The 20,015-nt window shown below is 69.9% G+C and carries 21 protein-coding genes; 12 read left to right on the forward strand and 9 right to left on the reverse strand.

Annotation, left to right across the window (positions count from 1 at the left end; genetic code table 11):
* The 3 genes from ACWDZ6_RS28805 to ACWDZ6_RS28815 all read right to left on the reverse strand — a co-directional run.
* Positions 1 to 2,386, reverse strand: a 2,386-nt coding sequence (locus ACWDZ6_RS28805) for a Tex family protein (RefSeq protein WP_451505170.1), incomplete at its 3' end; no start/stop codon positions are given.
* Positions 2,387 to 2,468: 82 nt separating this feature from the next.
* Positions 2,469 to 2,603 (reverse strand): LPFR motif small protein, encoded by a 135-nt coding sequence (locus ACWDZ6_RS28810; protein ID WP_326653894.1) that lies wholly within the window; start codon positions 2,601 to 2,603, stop codon positions 2,469 to 2,471.
* A gap of 81 nt (positions 2,604 to 2,684) precedes the next feature.
* Positions 2,685 to 3,551: an SCO6745 family protein gene (locus tag ACWDZ6_RS28815; RefSeq protein ID WP_451505171.1), complete on the reverse strand. Its 867-nt coding sequence runs from the start codon at positions 3,549 to 3,551 to the stop codon at positions 2,685 to 2,687.
* 109 nt (positions 3,552 to 3,660) lie between these two features.
* On the opposite strand from ACWDZ6_RS28815, the gene ACWDZ6_RS28820 reads away from it, so the two are divergent.
* Together ACWDZ6_RS28820 and ACWDZ6_RS28825 are read left to right on the forward strand one after the other, a co-directional pair.
* The gene (locus ACWDZ6_RS28820; protein WP_451505172.1) at positions 3,661 to 4,620 is read left to right on the forward strand and encodes a GlxA family transcriptional regulator; all 960 of its coding nucleotides are present in this window, start codon (positions 3,661 to 3,663) and stop codon (positions 4,618 to 4,620) included.
* A gap of 149 nt (positions 4,621 to 4,769) precedes the next feature.
* The gene (locus ACWDZ6_RS28825; protein ID WP_451505173.1) at positions 4,770 to 5,405 is read left to right on the forward strand and encodes a DJ-1/PfpI family protein; all 636 of its coding nucleotides are present in this window, start codon (positions 4,770 to 4,772) and stop codon (positions 5,403 to 5,405) included.
* A 28-nt stretch (positions 5,406 to 5,433) separates the two neighbouring features.
* Here ACWDZ6_RS28825 and ACWDZ6_RS28830 read toward each other — a convergent pair whose 3' ends face one another.
* Positions 5,434 to 6,240 (reverse strand): enoyl-CoA hydratase/isomerase family protein, encoded by an 807-nt coding sequence (locus ACWDZ6_RS28830; protein ID WP_451505174.1) that lies wholly within the window; start codon positions 6,238 to 6,240, stop codon positions 5,434 to 5,436.
* Between the two features lie 240 nt (positions 6,241 to 6,480).
* Between ACWDZ6_RS28830 and ACWDZ6_RS28835 the strand changes: the two genes are divergently transcribed.
* On the forward strand, positions 6,481 to 6,951 hold the full coding sequence (locus ACWDZ6_RS28835) for an ATP-binding protein (protein WP_351449101.1): 471 nt from the start codon (positions 6,481 to 6,483) through the stop codon (positions 6,949 to 6,951).
* Between the two features lie 36 nt (positions 6,952 to 6,987).
* On the opposite strand, the gene idi is transcribed toward ACWDZ6_RS28835, so the two are convergent.
* The 5 genes from idi to ACWDZ6_RS28860 form a co-directional block, all read right to left on the reverse strand.
* Positions 6,988 to 7,581 (reverse strand): isopentenyl-diphosphate Delta-isomerase, encoded by a 594-nt coding sequence (gene idi / locus ACWDZ6_RS28840; protein ID WP_351449098.1) that lies wholly within the window; start codon positions 7,579 to 7,581, stop codon positions 6,988 to 6,990.
* A gap of 153 nt (positions 7,582 to 7,734) precedes the next feature.
* On the reverse strand, positions 7,735 to 8,061 hold the full coding sequence (locus tag ACWDZ6_RS28845; protein WP_451505175.1) for a GNAT family N-acetyltransferase: 327 nt from the start codon (positions 8,059 to 8,061) through the stop codon (positions 7,735 to 7,737).
* Between the two features lie 252 nt (positions 8,062 to 8,313).
* Entirely contained in the window at positions 8,314 to 9,255 is a 942-nt protein-coding gene (locus ACWDZ6_RS28850) for a cation diffusion facilitator family transporter (RefSeq protein ID WP_451505176.1), read from the reverse strand.
* 142 nt (positions 9,256 to 9,397) lie between these two features.
* Entirely contained in the window at positions 9,398 to 10,381 is a 984-nt protein-coding gene (galE, locus tag ACWDZ6_RS28855) for a UDP-glucose 4-epimerase GalE (RefSeq protein ID WP_451505177.1), read from the reverse strand.
* Positions 10,378 to 10,785, reverse strand: a complete 408-nt coding sequence (locus tag ACWDZ6_RS28860) for a hypothetical protein (RefSeq protein WP_451505178.1) — start codon at positions 10,783 to 10,785, stop codon at positions 10,378 to 10,380. The genes galE and ACWDZ6_RS28860 overlap by 4 nt, the downstream gene beginning before the upstream one ends.
* Here ACWDZ6_RS28860 and ACWDZ6_RS28865 point away from each other — a divergent pair.
* The 9 genes from ACWDZ6_RS28865 (at position 10,666) to hpnD (ending at position 19,995) form a co-directional block, all read left to right on the forward strand.
* Positions 10,666 to 12,438: a DUF5941 domain-containing protein gene (locus ACWDZ6_RS28865; protein WP_451505206.1), complete on the forward strand. Its 1,773-nt coding sequence runs from the start codon at positions 10,666 to 10,668 to the stop codon at positions 12,436 to 12,438. The two genes, ACWDZ6_RS28860 and ACWDZ6_RS28865, sit on opposite strands and share 120 nt — an antisense overlap.
* On the forward strand, positions 12,435 to 13,184 hold the full coding sequence (locus tag ACWDZ6_RS28870; protein WP_366735415.1) for a phosphocholine cytidylyltransferase family protein: 750 nt from the start codon (positions 12,435 to 12,437) through the stop codon (positions 13,182 to 13,184). The genes ACWDZ6_RS28865 and ACWDZ6_RS28870 overlap by 4 nt, the downstream gene beginning before the upstream one ends.
* A complete protein-coding gene (locus ACWDZ6_RS28875; RefSeq protein ID WP_451505179.1) occupies positions 13,172 to 14,233 on the forward strand; it encodes an iron-containing alcohol dehydrogenase family protein in 1,062 nt (353 codons plus the stop codon). The genes ACWDZ6_RS28870 and ACWDZ6_RS28875 overlap by 13 nt, the downstream gene beginning before the upstream one ends.
* Positions 14,211 to 14,990 carry a CDP-alcohol phosphatidyltransferase family protein gene (locus ACWDZ6_RS28880; RefSeq protein WP_366735417.1) on the forward strand — a complete coding sequence of 260 codons (780 nt, stop codon included), beginning with the start codon at positions 14,211 to 14,213 and terminating at the stop codon, positions 14,988 to 14,990. The genes ACWDZ6_RS28875 and ACWDZ6_RS28880 overlap by 23 nt, the downstream gene beginning before the upstream one ends.
* Positions 14,991 to 14,998: 8 nt before the next feature.
* Positions 14,999 to 15,871 carry a glycosyltransferase family 2 protein gene (locus ACWDZ6_RS28885; protein WP_451505207.1) on the forward strand — a complete coding sequence of 291 codons (873 nt, stop codon included), beginning with the start codon at positions 14,999 to 15,001 and terminating at the stop codon, positions 15,869 to 15,871.
* Positions 15,872 to 15,970: 99 nt separating this feature from the next.
* Positions 15,971 to 16,900, forward strand: coding sequence for an ABC transporter permease (locus ACWDZ6_RS28890; RefSeq protein WP_451505180.1), 930 nt, complete (start codon positions 15,971 to 15,973; stop codon positions 16,898 to 16,900).
* Positions 16,893 to 17,675 carry an ABC transporter ATP-binding protein gene (locus tag ACWDZ6_RS28895; protein WP_366735420.1) on the forward strand — a complete coding sequence of 261 codons (783 nt, stop codon included), beginning with the start codon at positions 16,893 to 16,895 and terminating at the stop codon, positions 17,673 to 17,675. Before ACWDZ6_RS28890 ends, ACWDZ6_RS28895 begins: the two co-directional genes overlap by 8 nt.
* A gap of 461 nt (positions 17,676 to 18,136) precedes the next feature.
* Entirely contained in the window at positions 18,137 to 19,048 is a 912-nt protein-coding gene (hpnC, locus tag ACWDZ6_RS28900; protein WP_451505181.1) for a squalene synthase HpnC, read from the forward strand.
* Positions 19,049 to 19,056: 8 nt separating this feature from the next.
* A complete protein-coding gene (gene hpnD / locus ACWDZ6_RS28905) occupies positions 19,057 to 19,995 on the forward strand; it encodes a presqualene diphosphate synthase HpnD (protein ID WP_451505182.1) in 939 nt (312 codons plus the stop codon).
* The last annotated feature ends 20 nt before the right edge of the window (positions 19,996 to 20,015 follow it).

Raw genomic sequence — 20,015 nt, forward strand, 5'->3', positions numbered from 1 at the left:
GGGTACCCGCAAGCCCCGCGCGCCGCCGCGCGCCCGCCTTCGCGCTGGGCGCCGCCGCGGGGGCCTGGCGGTCGCCGCCACGGTCCCCGCCGCGGCCGCCCTGGCCACCCTGCCCGCCCTGCTGACGGCGCTGCTGCGGCGGACGGCCGCCCCGCTCACCCCGCTCACGCTGCTTCGGGTCACCGCCCGCCTTCGGCTCGGCCTCGTCCTCCAGCCGCAGCGTCAGGGCGATCCGCTTGCGCGGGATGTCGATGTCGATGACCTTCACCTTCACCACGTCGCCCGGCTTCACGACATCCCGCGGGTCCTTGACGAAGGTCTTGGACATCGCCGACACATGGACCAGACCGTCCTGGTGGACACCGACGTCCACGAAGGCGCCGAACGCCGCGACATTGGTCACCACGCCCTCCAGAACCATCCCCGGCGCAAGGTCGCCGAGCTTCTCCACGCCCTCCTTGAAGGTGGCGGTCTTGAACGCAGGCCGCGGGTCGCGCCCGGGCTTCTCCAGCTCCCGCAGGATGTCCGTCACCGTGGGCAGACCGAATGTCTCGTCCACGAACTCCACCGGCTTCAGCGAGCGCAGCACCGGTGCGTTGCCGACCAGCGAGGCCACCTCGGCACCCACGGCCTTCACCATCCGCCGCACCACCGGATATGCCTCCGGGTGCACGCTGGAGGCGTCCAGCGGGTCGTCCCCGCCCCGGATCCGCAGGAAACCCGCGCACTGCTCGTACGCCTTCGGACCGAGCCGCGCCACCTCCTTGAGCGCCTTGCGCGAGCGGAACGGACCGTTGGAGTCACGGTGCGCGACGATGTTCTCGGCGAGGCCGGTGCCGATGCCCGACACCCGTGAGAGCAGCGGTGCGGACGCGGTATTGACGTCGACGCCGACGCCGTTCACACAGTCCTCCACGACCGCGTCCAGCGAGCGGGAGAGCTTCACCTCGGACAGATCGTGCTGGTACTGGCCGACTCCGATCGACTTGGGGTCGATCTTCACCAGCTCCGCCAGCGGGTCCTGGAGACGACGCGCGATGGAGACGGCTCCGCGCAGCGACACATCCATGTCGGGCAGTTCCTGCGAGGCGAACGCGGACGCGGAGTACACCGAAGCGCCGGCCTCCGAGACCATCACCTTGGTGAGGCCCAACTCCGGGTGCTTGGCGCACAGTTCACCGGCGAGCTTGTCGGTCTCCCGGGACGCCGTGCCGTTGCCGATCGCGATCAGATCGACCGCGTGCTCCTGGGCCAGACGCGCCAGTTTCGCCAGCGACTCCTCCCACCTGTTCGCCGGGACGTGCGGGTGGATGACGTCCGTCGCGACGACCTTGCCCGTCGCATCGACGACGGCGACCTTCACACCCGTACGGAAACCGGGGTCGAGTCCGAGCGTCGCCCGTGTGCCCGCCGGCGCGGCCAGCAGCAGATCCCGCAGGTTCGCCGCGAAGACCCGTACCGCCTCGTCCTCGGCGGCCGTACGCAGCCGCAGCCGCAGATCGATCCCCAGATGGACCAGGATCCGGGTCCGCCAGGCCCAGCGCACCGTGTCCAGAAGCCACTTGTCGCCGGGCCGCCCCCTGTCGGCGACGTCGAAGCGCCGGGCGACCATGCCCTCGTACGCCGTAGGGCCCGGCTGCTCGGACGGCTCCTCCGGCTCCAGCACCAGGTCGAGGATTTCCTCCTTCTCGCCACGGAACATGGCGAGCACCCGGTGCGAGGGCAGCTTGGTGAAGGGCTCCGCGAAGTCGAAGTAGTCGGCGAACTTGGCGCCCGGCCCCTCTTTGGCGTCGCCCTTGCCCTCGCGTACCTTCGCCGCGAGCCGGCCCCGCGTCCACATCCGCTCGCGCAGCTCGCCGATCAGGTCGGCGTCCTCGGAGAAACGCTCGGTCAGAATCGCCCGTGCGCCGTCCAGCGCCGCGGCGGCGTCCGCCACACCCTTGTCGGCGTCCACGAAGGCCGCCGCGGCCGCGAGCGGCTCCACCGACGGGTCGCCGAGCAGGCCATCGGCGAGCGGCTCGAGACCGGCCTCGCGCGCGGTCTGCGCCTTCGTCCGCCGCTTCGGCTTGAACGGCAGGTAGATGTCCTCAAGACGGGCCTTGGTGTCGGCGCCCCGGATCTGCGCCTCGAGCGCCTCGTCCAGCTTGCCCTGCTCGCGTACGGACTCCAGGATCGCGGTCCGTCGCTCCTCCAGCTCCCGCAGATAGCGCAGCCGTTCCTCGAGCGTGCGCAGCTGCGCATCGTCGAGCATCTCGGTCGCTTCCTTGCGGTAGCGCGCGATGAACGGCACGGTCGACCCGCCGTCGAGCAGCTCGACGGCCGCCTTCACCTGCCGCGCGCGTACGCCGAGCTCCTCGGCGATCCTGCCTTCGATGGACGTCGTCACGGTTCCCCGACTCGCCTTCTCATGCTGGCTGTGCTTGAAAGTGCATTGTGCCGGGTGGCCGGGCGCCGTGTCGCCCGTCGCCTCAGCCGTGGCGCGTCCGGCCGCCGCCATGTGAGGCTCCGCCGAAGAGCCGGGCCAGCGCCCGGAAGGGCAGAGTGACCACGGTGGCGATCGCCGAGCCGATCTGCCGGAGTACATCTGCGATGGCGCTGAACAAGGGAACCTCCGAGGACGGGTGTCTGTCACCGCTCGGGTACCCCGCGGGACCTCGGTAAACGTCAGCCCTCCTCGATGATCGTCAGCCCTTGCCGCCGCCGATGTCCGCGGGGAAGGCGCCCGCGCTCACCGCGGCCATCAGAAAACCGCGCCCCAGCTCGGTCAGCCGCTCGACGCCCTCGGCGCCCAGATGCTCGTACGGTGCCCGGTCGAGGCGGTCCGTGTGCTCCTCCAGCTCGGCCCGGAGTCCCGCGCCCGCCTCGGTCAACTCGCCCTCGCCGTCCAGCAGCCCGCGCTCGCGCAGCCGTCCCTCGGCCGACTCCCAGTCCGCACGCCGCCAGCCGCGCGTGGCCAGAATCCAGCGCGGCGCCATGCCCTTGCCGGTCGCGGTGTGGCTCACCAGGGCCTCGACCGGGTCGAGCTCCGCGGAGAGCAGCGCCACGAGATGGGCGTCCCCGCGATGTTCGCGCAGCAGGGTCGCGGCATGCCAGTAGGCGAGATGCGGCTCCTCGGGTACGGGCAGATCGGCGTGCGCCGCGTACAGGGGCCGGGCGTGCCGGGTGCCCGCCTCGGCGGCGCGCAGCGCCAGCTCCGCGGCCTCCGCCAGCTCCTTCGACGCGACGACGTCGTCGCCGAGCAGCCGCCGCAGCGTGCTGTCCACGGCACGCAGCCGCGCCTCGAGCACGGCCCCGGGGGATGCGGTGTCCCACACCGCGGGCAGATGCCGGGCGATCAGCTCGTGGTTGAAGTTGTAGAAGGCCGCGGCGACCACACCCGGCCCCACGGCGCCCATCGCGGCGCCGCGCCCGGCGAAGTAGGCGGCACTCGCGTCCTCGATGCCGAGCTGCGCGAGCTCCCGCGTGAAGTCGGGCGAGAAGTAGACCGTCGAGTGCAGCGGGTTGAGGGCATTGTGGCAGCGGCGTCCGGCGCGCGATGTCGGAGAACTCATGAGAAGCACGTTACCGACTGGTCGGTACGTAGTGAAGTGCAGGCCCATGGCAGGAAAGGTGGGGTACTCGTCATTGCGGCCGTCTCCGCCACGGCCGAGCATGGACACCATGACCCAGCGATCCGTACTCGTCGTTCTCTTCGACGACCTGCAGAGCCTCGATGTGACCGGCCCGGTCGAAGTCTTCGCGGGCGCGAGCCAGGCGGCCGGCGGCGCGTACGAGATCCGAACCGCTTCCCTGGACGGTGCCCCGGTCCGTACCTCCAGCGGGCTGACGCTCGTCCCGGAGACCAGCCTCGCCGACGCCGTCGCCCCCCACACGCTGTTGGTTCCCGGCGGCAACGGCACCCGTGCCCCGGACCCGCGCCTCGTCGACTGGCTGCGCCTCCACGCCCCGCGGGCCGAGCGTCTGGTCTCCGTCTGCACCGGAGCCCTGCTGCTGGCCGAGGCCGGTCTGCTCGACGGCCACCGGGCCACCACGCACTGGGCCAGCTGCGACCATCTCGCCCGCCGCTATCCGGCCGTCGACGTCGAACCGGACCCGATCTTCGTACGCGACGGAAAACTGGCCACCTCGGCCGGTGTCACTGCCGGTATCGACCTCGCCCTCGCCCTGGTCGAGGAGGATCTCGGCCGGGACATCGCGCTGACCGTCGCCCGCCATCTCGTCGTCTTCCTCAGGCGACCGGGAAACCAGGCGCAGTTCAGTGCCCAGCTCGCCGCACAGACCGCGCGCCGCGAGCCGCTGCGTGATGTGCAGCAGCACATCACCGAGCATCCGGAAGGGGATCTCTCGGTCGAGGCACTCGCCGCCCGCGCCAGGCTCTCGCCCCGCCATTTCGCCCGCGCCTTCCAGGAGGAGACGGGTACGACACCGGGCCGCTACGTCGAGCGGGTCCGTCTGGAGCATGCGCGCCGGCTACTGGAGGACAGCCCCGACGGCGTGGAAGAGATCTCGCGCGGCTGCGGCTACGGCACTTCGGAAGCCATGCGCCGCGCCTTCGTCAAGACCCTGGGCACGGCACCGGCCGAATACCGGCGCCGCTTCCGCACCCTGACCACGAAGTAGCCCGAAACCGAAGCAGCCTGAGAAACCGAAGCAGCTCGAGAAACCGAAGCAGCCGGAAGTGCCGAAGCGGCCGGAGGAGCCGAAGCGCCGGAAGTGCCGAAGCAGCCCGGAGGACCGGTATGAACCCGAACCGAGAGGGACCGACCAGCATGCAGATCGCCATTGTCCTCTTCGACCGCTTCACCGCCTTGGACGCCGTGGGGCCCTACGAAATGCTCTGCCGCCTTCCCGGCGCCGAGGTGGTCTTCGTCGCCGAGCACAGCGGCCCGGTCAGCAACGACCGCGGCGACCTCGCGCTCGTCGCCACGAAGACCTTCGCCGAGGTGAAGAGCCCGGACATCGTCGTCGTCCCCGGCGGCCCCGGCCAGAGCGATCAGATGGCGAACGAGACACTGCTGGACTGGCTGCGTGCCGTCGACGCCACCACGACCTGGACGACCTCGGTCTGCACCGGCTCGCTGCTGCTCGCCGCGGCCGGCCTGCTCGAGGGCCGCCCGGCCACCTCGCACTGGCTGGCGCTGGACTTCCTGCGCCGGTTCGGCGCCGAGCCCACCGGCGAGCGTGTCGTCACCGACGGCAAGTACGTCACCGCCGCGGGTGTCTCGTCCGGCATCGACATGGGGCTCACGCTGGTCGGCAGGATCGCGGACGAGGAGCACGCGCAGGCCGTACAGCTGCTCACCGAGTACGACCCTCAGCCGCCGTACGACGCCGGATCGCCGCAGAAGGCCCCGGCCGCGCTGGTCGAGGAGTTCCGTACGAAGAGCCGCTTCATCCTCCGGTAGGCCGTCGGGCGGACCATCGGCCGGGCGTTCAGGTGGTCCAGGTGAACCGGGGCGCTCTGCGCTCCAGGAAGGCGGCGACCCCCTCCGCGGGGTCGCCGCTGCCGCGCGCCTGCTCCTGCCAGTGCGCGTCACGGTCGGTGCGGCCCGTGGCGAACTCCTTCGCCGCGGCCTGGGTGAGCTGGGAGCGCGACGCGATGATCCTGGTGAACTCCGCCACCCGCTTGCCCAGTTCGGCGCCCGGCAGCACCTCGTCCACCAGACCGGTCCGCAGCGCCCGCTGCGCATCGATCAACTCGGCGGAGAACAGCAGATACTTGGCGGCGGCCGGACCCACCAGCGAGACCAGCCGCCGGGTGGAGGAGGACGGGTAGACGATTCCGAGTTTCGCCGGCGTCACGCCGAACAGCGCGCCCTCCTCCGCGAACCGCAGATCGCACGCCGCGGCCAGCTGACAGCCGCCGCCCACGCAGTACCCGCGCACTGCGGCAAGCGTCGGCTTCGGGAACTCGGCCAGCGCCTCCTCGGCCCGTACGGCCAGCGACTGCGGGGCCTCGCCGGGCTCACGGAGCGAGGAGATGTCGGCGCCGGCGCAGAAGGTCGGGCCCTCGCCTGTCAGCACCAGCACCCGTACCGCCTCGTCCGTCGCCAGCTGTCCGAGCAACTCGGGCAGGGCCCGCCACATCCCGGCGGTCATGGCATTGCGCTTGGCGGGATTGCTGATGCGGACGGTGGCGACACCGTCCGCGACGGCGTGCGTCAACTGCGGCGACTGCGACTGCGACTGCGGCTGCGGCTGCGGCTGCGGCTGCGGCTCGGACGACTGGGGCGGCTCCATGAGCCGGATGCTATCCGCCGGACCCGAACCTATGATCCTTTGGAGACCGTCGTCACGGAGCCGGCGAAGCGGCCAGAAGAAGATCAGGAACAGTCGCACACCTGACGCTGTCATGCGCACCCGGTCAAAAACCGTCGATTGGCGCTGACTTCCGTTCAGCAACCCGGTCCGGACCAACTGACTCCCAACACTTATTACTCGATGGTCAGCGGCAATCGATCCGAGGGTGGGTGCCGGCCTATGGAGAGCCGCGGGAGCGTCCCGGCCCGGCCACTGTCGTACGAGGGCGTCTGGCGATTCACCGCTCCTGCCGTCGACGTATCTGTTCCGCAGGCCAGGCATGCCGTACGCGATCTGCTGAACCGCCAGGGTGTACCGGCCCAGGACGATCTCGTCCAGGGACTGCTGCTGATCGTTTCCGAGCTGGTCACCAATGCCGTACGGCACGCGGCGCTGCTCTCGCCCGAGGTCGCCGTCGAGGTCGCCATCGGCGCGGAGTGGATCCGCGTCTCCGTCGAGGACAACCACCCCTACCGGCCCAAGGCGCTGGAGACGGACTACGCACAGACGGGCGGCCGCGGTCTGCTGCTCGTACGGGAGATCACCCTGGAGGCGGGCGGATCGTGCGACGTCGAGCACACCGCGAGCGGCGGCAAGATCATCTGGGCCGCGCTGCCGCTGAAGCCGGTCGGCGACAGCGCGCCGCTGTAGACCGCCGTACCGGGCCCGCCGCCGGCCCGGCTTGCCTCACCAGCCCCCGGACGGCCCCGTGAGCTCCCTGATCGCAGGCCGTGCCGCTTCCAGCACGGTCATGAACCACGCGGAGAACGGTGCCTCCGCGTGCCGGTCGGCCAGCTCCTTCGGCGTCACGAAGGCCGTCTCGCCGACCTCCTCCGGGTCCGGCCGCAGCGGAGCCTGCGCCATCCCGACGAAGAGGTGGTTGTACTCCTGCTCGACCAGGCCCGAGTCCGGGTCCGGGTGGTTGTAGCGGACCGTGCCCGCCTCGGCGAGCAGCGAGGGCGAGATGCCCAGCTCCTCGTGCGTTCGCCGGGCGGCGGCCGCGAACGGGGCCTCGCCGGGGTACGGGTGGCCGCAGCAGGTGTTCGACCAGACGCCGGGGGAGTGGTACTTGCCCAGCGCGCGGCGCTGGAGCAGCAGCCGCCCCTGCTCGTCGAAGAGGAACACGGAGAACGCCCGGTGCAGCTGTCCGGGTGCCTGATGTGCGGAGAGCTTTTCCGCGGTGCCGATGGTGGTGCCGTGCTCGTCGACCAGTTCGAGCAGGATCGCTTCTGGTGCGCCGTTCGACGAGCTGTTCGCCGCGGTGGCTGGTGTGGTCGGCATACCCATCCTTCGCTGTGGTCCTCGGCCCTGCGGGGCCTGCCCAGTCTGCCGTACAAAAGCGGCTTGTCCGCACTTCGACAGCTCGGGCATGTCCGCCCTCGCCGCGTGCACGCGGCGAGGGCGACCCTACTCACCAGAATTCATCAGAACTCATCAGACCCCGAAGGCCGCCGGACAGCGGATCATGCCGCGCGGCACGCCCCCCGAGCCGTCGGGCACGAGGACCATCATCGGCTCGTCGGCCACCTCGAAGGTTGGCCTGATTCCGTACCGTTCGGCCGGTTCGAAACCGAACCTCGGGTAGTGGTCGGGATGTCCGAGGACCAGGACGAGCCGTTCCCCGCGCACCCTGGCCAGATCCAGCACGGCCCGGACGACCGCCTGCCCGGCGCCCTTGCGCTGCTGTTCGGAACCGGGGCCCTGCCGCGGAAGACCGTGGTGCAGGGCGAAGAAAGCGTTGTGGAGAGCGTTGTCGGACAACGTGGGAACCCTTGATGTGTGCGGGCTCAGGCCGACGTGCGAGATCAGGTCGGGCCTGCGCGATCAGGTCGGAAGTGCCGGCTCGGGTCGGAAGTGCCCGATCAGGTCAGACGCACGTGATCGCGTGACGCGGGATCACCTGTCGGTCGAGAGCCCGGAAGCGAGGATGGACCGCGCGCTGCGCGGGGCAGCCTTCACCGTGACGGTCATCAACTCAGCTCCTCTCGAAGTTGGAGGCAAGACTGGCAGCGCTCAGTGGCAGAGCCTGGCCTCGTGCTCCGCATGACCGATGGGCTCCAACTGGAAGGTGCAGTGCTCGACATCGAAGTGATCTCCGATGCAGCCTTGCAGATTGTGCAGCATCTTCTCGTGGCCGACCGTGTCCAGGGCGTCCTGGCTCACCACCACATGCGCGGAGAGCACCGGCATGCCGGAGGTGATCGTCCAGGCGTGCAGATCGTGCACGTCTTCCACCCCGGGAAGAGCGACGATGTGTGCCCGCACCTCGCCCATGTCGACGCCCTTGGGAGCCGCCTCCAGCAGGACGTTGAGGGTTTCCCGCAGCAGTTTCCAGGTGCGCGGCACGATCATGAGGCCGATGACCAGCGACGCGATGGGGTCGGCCGGCTGCCAGCCGGTGGCGAGGATGATGCCGCCCGACACCAGCACCGTGAGCGAGCCGAGCGTGTCCGCGAGCACCTCCAGATACGCCCCGCGCACATTGAGGCTCTCCTTCTGGCCGTGCACCAGCAGGGAGAGCGAGATCATGTTGGCGACGAGACCGATGAGGGCGAAGGCGATGGTCAGCCCGCCCTTGGTCTCGGCCGGCGTGATGAAGCGCTGCACCGCCTCGTACAGCAGATACCCGCCGACGATGAGCAGCAGCAGACAGTTGGCGAGGGCCGCGAGGATTTCGGCCCGTGCGAAGCCGAAGGTGCGGTTCTGTGCGGCCGGGCGGTTGGCGAAGTGGATCGCCAGCAGCGCCATCGCGAGGCCGACGCCGTCCGTCGCCATATGGGCGGCGTCGGCGATCAGGGCGAGCGAGTCGGAGAGGACGCCGCCGACGACCTCCAGGACCATCACGCTCAGTGTGATGGCCAGCGCGATGCGCAGCCGTCCCTGGTAGGCCGCGGCCGCGGTGCCGGTCGGCGGCGGTCCGCCGTGCGAGTGCCCGTGGTCGTGCCCAGCCCCCATGAGGACGCCTCCTGGTCGTCGAAACGATCTGCCGAGACCTCAGTGAACTACGGGTGGGGGGTATCGGGCAAACACGGCACTGAACACCGTTGTCATATCGCCTGACCTGCGGAAATGACCGCAGGTCAGGGCGCTGACAAGATCATTTGATCCGGGCCTCGGGGTGCCGCAGGCACCAGCCGTCCCAGGCCGACTCGACCATCTCGCGCACCCCTCGCGAGGACGTCCAGTCCAGCTCCTTGGCGATCAGATCGACCGAGGCGACGGCCTTCGCGGCATCGCCGGGACGGCGCGCCTCGACGACCGGCTCGCCGGTGTATCCCGTGACATCGGCCACCAGATCGGCCAGTTCGCGCACCGAGACGCCGACCCCACGGCCGATGTTGACCGTCAGATCCCCGCCGCCCTCCTGCTCGGCCAGCCTGCGCGCGACCGCCAGATGGGCATCGGCCAGATCCGAGACATGGATGTAGTCGCGGATGCAGGTGCCGTCCGGGGTCGGGTAGTCGGCGCCGAAGATCCGCGGAGCCTCACCGCGGGTGATCCGGTCGAAGAACATCGGAATGATATTGAACACCCCGGTATCGGCCAGCTCCGGCCGCTCCGCGCCCGCGACATTGAAGTAACGCAGACAGGCGGTGGACAGGGAGTGCGCCCGGCCGGCGGCCCGGACCAGCCACTCGCCCGCCAGCTTGGTCTCGCCGTAGGGGTTGATCGGCTCGCACGGAGCGGACTCGGGGATCAGGTCCATCTCCGGTACGCCGTACACAGCGGCCGAGGACGAGAAGAGGAACCGCTTCACGCCGGCCTCGACGACCGCCTCCAGGAGCACCGTCAGACCGTGCACATTCTCCCGGTAGTAGTGCAGCGGCTGCTCGACGGACTCTCCGACCTGCTTCTTTGCCGCGAGATGTACGACACCGGTCACAGCGTGCTCGGCGAGCGTGCGGTCCAGCAGCTCCCGGTCCAGGACTGCTCCGCGCACCAGCGGGATTCCCTCCGGCAGCCGCTCCACGACGCCCGAGGAGACATCGTCGAGTACCACGACCCGCTCACCTGCCGCCGTCATGGCTCGCGCCACATGCGCTCCGATGTACCCCGCCCCACCTGTGATCAGCCACGTCATGCCGACCACCCTAGGCCCTGCCCTGCCGCGGTTTGTCGGCCGAGGCTTGGATCGACGATGATGATCGCGGCGGGCCCTTCGGGTCCGGTCCATGCCGAGCGGAACGTAAACGGCCAGTGAAATCCCGCTTCCGTACATCCGATAGCCTCTGCCGACGTGCCGCCGCCCGGGTAGGCCGGGCCGAGCCGCCGCGCACCCGCACTGTCAGTTCCAAGGAGTGAGTTCGTCTGTCGACCGCCATCCTCACCGGTCCGCCGGTACCCGGATCGTCGCTCGAGGGCGATCTGCGGTCGCTGGGCTTTGACGTACGGGCAGCTTCCGGTGCCGAGGGCACCGCGGCGCTGATCGACGCCGTACCCCTCGCCGACCGCGTCGCCGTCGTCGACCCCCACTTCGTCGGACATGTCCACGCCCTGCGGCTGGCACTGACCGATCCCCGCTTCCCGGCCGCCGCGGTCCCGGGCGCACTCACCGCGCAGCCCGAGGCGCGGACTGCCCTGAGCCGCGCCCTGTCGGCCGCCGCACGGGCCGACGGTGTGAGCGACGACAGCGACACCCTGTCGGCCGTCCGGACCGCGGTGCTGCCCGATGTGCTCGCCGACGCGCTCGACGCAGACGGCACTGCCGTGCACCGCCCCGAGCTGGGGTCGCTCGTCGCGACCGTCCCCGGTGACCCCCAGGCCAGGAACGAGGCCAGGCAGGCCGTCGCCTCGGTCGATGACGAAGCCGTACGCCTGCGCTCGGCCGTGAAGGCCCGCGACGGGTTCTTCACCACCTTCTGCGTCAGCCCGTACTCGCGCTACCTCGCCCGCTGGTGCGCCGGCCGCGGATTCACCCCCAACCAGGTCACCACCGCCTCGCTGCTCACCGCACTGATAGCGGCGGCCGGCGCGGCCACAGGCACCCGCGCCGGATACATCGCGGCCGGCCTGCTGCTGCTCTTCTCCTTCGTCCTGGACTGCACCGACGGGCAGCTCGCCCGCTACTCGCTGCAGTACTCGACGATGGGCGCCTGGCTGGACGCGACCTTCGACCGTGCCAAGGAGTACGCCTACTACGCGGGCCTCGCCCTCGGCGCCGCCCGCAGCGGTGATGACGTCTGGGCGCTGGCGCTCGGCGCGATGGTGCTGCAGACCTGCCGGCACGTCGTCGACTTCTCCTTCAACGAGGCGAACCACGACGCGACGGCCAACACCAGTCCCACGGCTGCCCTCTCCGACAAGCTCGACAGCGTCGGCTGGACGGTCTGGGTGCGCCGGATGATCGTGCTGCCGATCGGCGAGCGCTGGGCGATGATCGCCGTGCTCACCGCCGTGACCACCCCTCGGATCGTCTTCTACGCGCTGCTGATCGGCTGCGGACTGGCCGCCTGCTACACCACCGCCGGCCGCGTCCTGCGCTCGCTGACCCGCAAGGCGCAGAGGACCGACCGTGCCGCCCGGGCGCTCGCGGACCTCGCCGACTCGGGCCCGCCGGCCGAAGCCGTCGCGCGCTCCCTCGCGACGCGCGCGCGGAGCCTTCCCGGGTTCGTCCCGCTCGCGGCCGCCGTGACCGGCGGCGCCGTTCTCGTGGCGACCGCGGCCTTCACCGGCTACGGCACCGTATGGCCCGTCCTCGCCGCTGTGGTGTATGTCATCACTTCGGGCCTCGCCGTCGCCCGCCCCCTCAAGGGCGCACTCGACTGGCTCGTCCCACCGGTGTTCAGGGCCGCCGAATACGGCACCATCCTGGTGCTCGCGGCCCGCGCCGACGTGAACGGCGCGTTGCTCGCGGCCTTCGGCCTGGTGGCGGCAGTCGCCTACCATCACTACGACACGGTGTACCGCATCCGCGGCGGTACGGGCGCGCCCCCGCACTGGCTGGTGCGGGCGACCGGCGGGCACGAAGGACGGATCCTGGCAGTCGCGCTGCTGGCCGCCCTGCTCAACAACTCGGACTTCACCACCGCGCTGACGGTTCTTGCTGTGGCCGTGGCACTCGTGGTGCTCGTCGAGAGCATCCGCTTCTGGGTGTCCTCCGGAGCACCCGCCGTACATGACGAAGGAGAACCCGCATGATCGGCCTTGTACTGGCAGCCGGTGCCGGACGGCGTCTGCGCCCCTACACCGACACGCTCCCGAAGGCCCTCGTGCCCGTGGACCCCGCGGGAGTCGGGTCCACCACCGTTCTCGACATCACCCTGGGTAACTTCGCGGAGATCGGGCTCACCGAGGCCGCCATAGTCGTCGGCTACCGCAAGGAGGCCGTGTACGAGCGCAAGGCCGCCCTCGAGGCGAAGTACGGCCTCAAGCTGACGCTCGTCGACAACGACAAGGCCGAGGAGTGGAACAACGCCTACTCCCTGTGGTGCGCCCGTGACGTCATCAAGCAGGGCGTCATCCTCGCCAACGGCGACACCGTCCACCCGGTCTCCGTCGAGCGGACCCTGCTCGCCGCCCGCGGCAACGGCCAGAAGATCATCCTCGCCCTCGACACGGTGAAGCATCTCGCCGACGAGGAGATGAAGGTCATCACGGACGGCGACAAGGGCGTTCGGCGCATCACCAAGCTGATGGACCCGGCGGGCGCCACCGGCGAGTACATCGGCGTCACCCTCATCGAGCCCGAGGCGGCCGACGAGCTGGCGGACGCGCTGAAGACCACCTTCGAGCGGGACCCCGACCTCTACTACGAGGACGGCTACCAGGAGCTCGTGAACCGCGGCTTCACCGTCGACGTGGCCCCCATCGGCGACGTCAAGTGGGTCGAGATCGACAACCACGACGACCTCGCGAAGGGCCGTGAGATCGCGTGCCTGTACTGACCCGACTGATCCCGTCCCCCGTCGTCGTCGACATCGGGCCAGGGGCGCTGGACGACCTGGCCGGTCTCCTCGCCGACCAGCGGATCTCCAGCTCCGGCCGGCTCGCCGTCGCGATCAGCGGTGGCTCCGGCAAGGCGCTGCGCGAACGGCTGGCACCGGTCCTGCCCGGCGCAGACTGGTACGCGGTCGCCGACGGCACGATCGACTCGGCCGTGCAGCTGGCCGACGACATCAAGGGCAAGCGATACGACGCGGTCGTGGGCCTCGGCGGCGGAAAGATCATCGACGTGGCGAAGTACGCCGCTGCCCGCGTCGGCCTGCCGATGGTCGCAGTCGCCACGAACCTCGCGCACGACGGACTCTGCTCCCCGGTCGCCACGCTCGACAACGACAATGGCCGGGGCTCCTACGGAGTCCCCACGCCGATCGCCGTCGTCATCGACCTGGATGTGGTCCGCGACGCCCCGGTGCGCTACGTGCGTTCCGGCATCGGTGACGCGATCTCGAACATCTCGTGTGTCGCCGACTGGGAGCTCTCCCACCGGCTGACCGGCGAATCCATCGACGGACTGGCCGCGGCAATGGCCCGTCAGGCCGGCGAGGCAGTGCTCCGGCATCCCGGTGGCGTCGGCGACGACGCCTTCCTCACCGTCCTCGCCGAAGGGCTGGTCCTGACGGGTATCTCGATGTCGGTGGCCGGCGACAGCCGGCCCGCCTCCGGCGCCTGCCACGAGATCAACCACGCCTTCGACCTGCTGTACCCCAAGCGCTCAGCGCTCCACGGCGAGCAGGTGGGCCTCGGCGCCGCCTTCGCGATGCATCTGCGCGGTGCCCGCGAGGACGCGGGACTCTTCGCCGAGGTGCTGCGCAGACACGGCCTGCCAGTGCTGCCCGAGGAAATCGGGTTCTCCACGGACGAGTTCGTCAAGGCCGTGGAGTACGCACCGCAGACCCGTCCGGGCCGCTTCACCATCCTCGAGCACCTTGACCTCACCACCGATCAGATCAGGGACGCGTACGCCGACTATGCCAAGACCATCAGTAGCTGAACTCCGTCCGGTCGTTCACCCGGAGGGAGTGAAGGACCGGCGAAGCGGCGAGCACTGGGGCGGCCGCCTGTACATGCGCGAGGTCTCCCTGCGCATCACCCGCCGCCTGGTCACCACCAAGGTCACGCCGAACCAGCTGACCTACCTGATGACCCTCTGCGGCGTCCTCGCGGCCCCCGCCCTGCTCGTGCCGGGCGTCTGGGGCGCGGTCCTCGGCGTCGTGGCGGTCCAGCTCTACCTGCTGCTCGACTGCGTCGACGGCGAGGTCGCCCGCTGGAAGAAGCAGTTCTCGCTCTCCGGCGTGTACCTGGACCGCGTCGGTGCCTACCTGTGCGACGCGGCGGTCCTGGTCGGCTTCGGCCTGCGCGCCTCCGACCTGTGGGGCCCCGGGCGGATCGACTGGCTGTGGGCCTTCCTCGGCACCCTCGCCGCGCTCGGCGCGATCCTGATCAAGGCCGAGACCGATCTGGTCGGGGTCGCCCGCCACCAGGGCGGGCTGCCGCCGGTCAAGGAGGCGGCGTCCGAGCCCCGCTCGTCCGGCATGGCACTGGCCCGCCGGGCCGCCGGCGCGCTGAAGTTCCACCGGCTCGTCCTCGGTATCGAGGCGTCCCTGCTCATCCTGGTGCTCGCCGTCCTGGACGCGGTCCGGGGCGACCTGTTCTTCACGCGCCTCGGCGTCGCCGTGCTGGCCGGCATCGCGCTGCTCCAGACGCTGCTGCACCTGGTGTCCATCCTGGCCTCGAGCAGGCTCAAGTGAGTACGCCCATGAAGCTCGGCGCGGTCATCATCACGATGGGTAACCGTCCCGACGATCTGCGCGCCCTCCTCGACTCGGTCGCCAAGCAGGACGGCGATCCGATCGAGGTGGTCGTCGTCGGCAACGGCGCCCCGGTGACCGATGTCCCCGAGGGCGTACGCACCGTGGACCTGCCCGACAATCTGGGCATTCCGGGCGGTCGTAATGTCGGCATCGAGGCCTTCGGCCCGTCCGGCTCGGGCGTCGACGTACTGCTGTTCCTGGACGACGACGGACTGCTGCCCAACAGCGACACCGGCGAGCTGGTGCGCCGGGCCTTCGAGGCCGATCCGAGGCTGGGCATCATCAGCTTCCGGATCGCCGACCCGGAGACCGGACTCACCCAGCGCCGGCACGTCCCGCGGCTGCGTGCCTCCGACCCGATGCGCTCCTCGCGGGTGACGACCTTCCTGGGCGGCGCCAATGCCGTGCGTACGAAGGTCCTCGCCGAGGTCGGCGGACTGCCCGACGAGTTCTTCTACGCCCATGAGGAGACGGATCTCGCCTGGCGGGCGCTGGATGCCGGCTGGGCGATCGACTACCGCTCGGACATGGTGCTGTTCCACCCGACGATGCCGCCCTCCCGGCACGCGGTATACCACCGCATGGTGGCCCGCAACCGGGTCTGGCTCGCCCGCCGGAATCTCCCGGCGCCGCTGGTCCCCGTCTACCTCGCTGTCTGGGTGCTCCTCACGCTGGCCCGGCGCCCTTCGGTCTCCGCGCTGAAGGCCTGGTTCCGCGGCTTCGAAGAGGGCTGGCGGACGCCCTGCGGTCCCCGTCGGCCCATGAAGTGGCGTACGGTATGGCGGCTCACCCGACTGGGCCGACCACCCATCGTCTGACAAGCTCGGGTCTGGGACCATCGGGCGTACTCCCAGGACCGGGGACGTCCGAAGCAGAGCACGACCTGCCGCGCATCTTGAACACGAAAGTTTCAACTTGTGAGTGACACAACCCATGACGGTGCGATTGCGATGAGCGCCCCGCCATCTCCCGACGAAGGCCTGACCTCGGCGCAGCTCGCGGCCAAGTACGGCCTGTCGGTGAGCGGTGCCCGACCGGGGCTCGTCGAATACATCAGTCAGCTCTGGGGCCGACGCCACTTCATCCTGGCGTTCTCCTCGGCGAAGCTGACCGCGCAGTACAGCCAGGCCAAGCTGGGCCAGCTCTGGCAGGTGGCGACCCCGCTGCTGAACGCGGCCGTCTACTACATGATCTTCGGCTTGATCCTCAACTCGGGCCGGGGAATGGACAAGGCCGTCTTCATCCCCTTCCTCGTGACGGGTGTGTTCGTCTTCACCTTCACCCAGACCTCGGTGATGGCCGGTGTCCGGGCGATCTCGGGCAATGTGGGGCTGGTGAGGGCGCTGCACTTCCCTCGCGCGGCGCTGCCGATCTCGTTCGCGTTGCAGCAGCTGCAGCAGCTGATGTTCTCGATGATCGTGCTGTTCGTCATCGCGGCCTCGTTCGGCAGCTATCCCTCGCTCAGCTGGCTGCTGATCGTGCCCGCGCTCGCCATGCAGTTCGTGTTCAACATCGGACTGGCCCTGATCATGGCGAGGCTGGGCAGCAATACACCGGACCTGGCGCAGCTGATGCCGTTCATCATGCGCACCTGGATGTACGCCTCGGGCGTCATGTTCTCCATCTCGGTGATGCTCGAGGGCAAGCCGCCCTGGATCGCCGAGGTGCTCATGTACAACCCGGCGGCCATCTACATGGACCTGATCCGGTTCGCGCTGATCGACGGGTACGACTCGTCCAACCTGCCGTCGCACGTCTGGCTGGCAGGCGCCCTCTGGGCCGTGCTGCTGGGCATCGCCGGCTTTGTGTATTTCTGGAAGGCTGAGGAGCGGTACGGCCGTGGCTGACAACAACCAGGGACGCATCCCGACCGTCATCGCCGACGATGTGCACATCGTCTACCGGGTCAGCGGCGGCAGCGGCGGCAAGGGCAGTGCCACCGCGGCGCTGAGCCGCATTCTCCGCCGCGAAAAGGGCGAGGCCCGCGGTATCCGCAAGGTGCACGCGGTACGCGGTGTCTCCTTCACCGCGTACCGCGGCGAGGCGATCGGTCTGATCGGCACCAACGGCTCCGGCAAGTCGACCCTGTTGCGGGCCATCGCGGGTCTGCTGCCGACGGAGAGCGGCAAGGTCTACACCGACGGCCAGCCGTCCCTGCTCGGCGTCAATGCCGCGCTCATGGGCGATCTGACCGGCGAGCGCAATGTCATTCTCGGCGGACTGGCCATGGGCATGACGCGTGAGGAGATCCGTGACCGCTACGAGGGGATCGTGGACTTCTCCGGTATCAACGAGAAGGGGGACTTCATCACCCTTCCGATGCGCACGTACTCCTCCGGCATGGGGGCGAGGCTCCGCTTCTCCATCGCCGCGGCCAAGAACCACGACGTCCTGATGATCGACGAGGCTCTGGCGACCGGTGACCGCAAGTTCCAGATCCGCTCCGAGGAACGGATCCGGGAGCTCCGCGAGGAAGCGGGAACGGTCTTCCTGGTCTCTCACGGTGCCAAGTCGATCAGGGACACCTGCGACCGCGTCCTGTGGCTGGAGAGGGGCGAACTCCTGATGGACGGCCCGACCGACGAGGTCATCAGGGCGTACGAGAAGGAGACCGGCAAGTAGTCCGGTCCGGGAGCGTCGGTCAGGGTTCCGCTCAACGTTCCGTTCACAGTCGCGTTCAAAGGCTCCCGTCGTGGCATCCAGGCGGGGGCCTTTCGCGTCCTTCGGGGGGACGGCCGGACAGGAGCCGTCGACGGCACCGGGCGGGGACCGTCGCATCAAGGTCAAGTTCCGGGGTGCCAGGGATGGTTGGACGGGATTGACGTGTTCTTGTAACGCGCGCAACACCCCGACGTATCACTGGGCGTTGTACAACGTAAGCTGTACCGGTGCTGAATTGCGGCAAGTAGGGCGATACTCCCTAGGAATCCTGTCCGCCGGGCGGTCTCTCAGCGGGGAGGACGGGCGGCGTGTCCGAAATAGGATGTATTGGGTCGGCAGTGTAGAACGGGAGATGTGACGGCAATGACGGAAAATCTCCAGCTCCGCGAGGCTTTCGCCGTCCCCGCACCGGGCAGCGCGCCATGACTGGCACCCGGGCAGCGCGCCCCCAGACACCCGCGCGCGCCACACTCGACAAGGCCGCGGACGAGAACTTCCCCGTGGCCCCCTTCTTCCTGCCGCGCGCCTGGCGCGACGACCTGATGGCCGTGTACGGCTACGCCCGCCTGGTCGACGACATCGGCGACGGTGACCTCGCTCCCGGCGGCGCGGACGCCCGTCACCTCGGCGTGGACCCGGCACTGGCCGAGGACCGGCCGGCCGTGCTGGACGCCTTCGAGGCCGATCTGCGGCGCGTCTTCGACGCCACGCCGCGTCACCCCCTGCTGCGTGCCCTTCAGCCGACGGTGCGCCGCAGCTCGCTCCCCGCCGAGCCCTTCCTCGGCCTGATCGAGGCCAACCGCCAGGATCAGCTGGTACGGCGCTACAAGACGTACGACGAGCTCCTCGCCTACTGCGAGCTGTCCGCCAACCCCGTCGGCCGCCTGGTGCTGCAGATCACCGGGACCGCCACCCCCGAGCGCGTACGCCGCTCCGACGCCGTGTGCACCGCGCTCCAGATCATCGAGCACCTCCAGGACGTGACCGAGGACCTGGGGCGCGACCGGGTCTATCTGCCGGCCGAGGACATGGAGCGGTTCCGCGTCACGGAGGCCGACCTCGCCGCGGGAACCGGGAGCGCGTCGGTGCGCGTCCTGGTCGCATACGAAGCCGAACGCGCCCGGCGCCTGCTGGATGAAGGCACCCCGCTGGTGGGTAGCGTCCACGGCAGGCTGCGGCTGCTGCTTGCCGGTTTCGTGGCCGGCGGGCGCGCCGCCCTCACCGCGATCGCGGACGCCGGACACGATGTCCTGCCAGGACCGCCCAAGCCCACCAAGGCGAATCTGCTGCGTGAAGTGGGAGCGGTCTTGCGAAGAGCGCGTAGAGAGGGGTGAGCCGGACGATGGAGGGACCGACGGAGGTGTCCGCACCGGTGCAGGCCGCGTACAGCTACTGCGAGGCCGTCACCGGACAGCAGGCGCGTAACTTCGCCTACGGCATCAGGCTGCTGCCGACCGAGAAGCGCCAGGCGATGTCGGCGCTGTACGCGTTCTCGCGACGTGTCGACGACATCGGCGACGGCTCGCTCGAGCCGAAGGCCAAGCAGGACAGGCTCGAGGGCACCCGTGACCTGCTGGACCGGATCCGGCAGGACGCGGTCGACGAGGACGACATCGACCCGGTCGCCGTGGCGCTCGCGGACGCGGCGCGCCGCTTCCCGATCCCGCTCGGCGGGCTCGACGAACTCATCAACGGCGTGCTGATGGACGTGCACGGCGGGACGTACGAGACCTGGGACGACCTCAAGGTCTACTGCCGGTGTGTCGCGGGTGCGATCGGGCGGCTCTCGCTCGGCGTGTTCGGCACCCAGCCCGGTGCGCCTGGCTCCGAGCGCGCAGCCGAGTACGCCGACACCCTCGGACTCGCCCTCCAACTCACCAACATCCTCAGGGACATTCGCGAGGACGCGGGCAGCGGACGCACCTACCTCCCCGCCGACGACCTCGCCAAGTTCGGCTGCTCCGTGGGCTTCCACACCGCGACCCCGCCGCCCGGGTCCGACTTCGTCGGCCTGGTGCACTTCGAAGTCCGGCGCGCCCGCACCCTCTTCGCCGAGGGCTACCGGCTGCTGCCGATGCTCGACCGGCGCAGCGGCGCCTGTGTTGCGGCGATGGCGGGCATCTACCGCCGCCTGCTCGACCGCATCGAGCGCGACCCCGAGGCGGTGCTGCGTGGCCGGGTGTCCCTGCCCGGACGCGAGAAGGCGTACGTCGCCGTGCGCGGCCTGTCCGGACTCGACGCCCGCCACATCACCCGGCGGACCCTCAGGGGGCGTTCCTGATGCCGGCGTACGCGCACAGA

Source organism: Streptomyces sp. NPDC002926 (assembly GCF_053591755.1).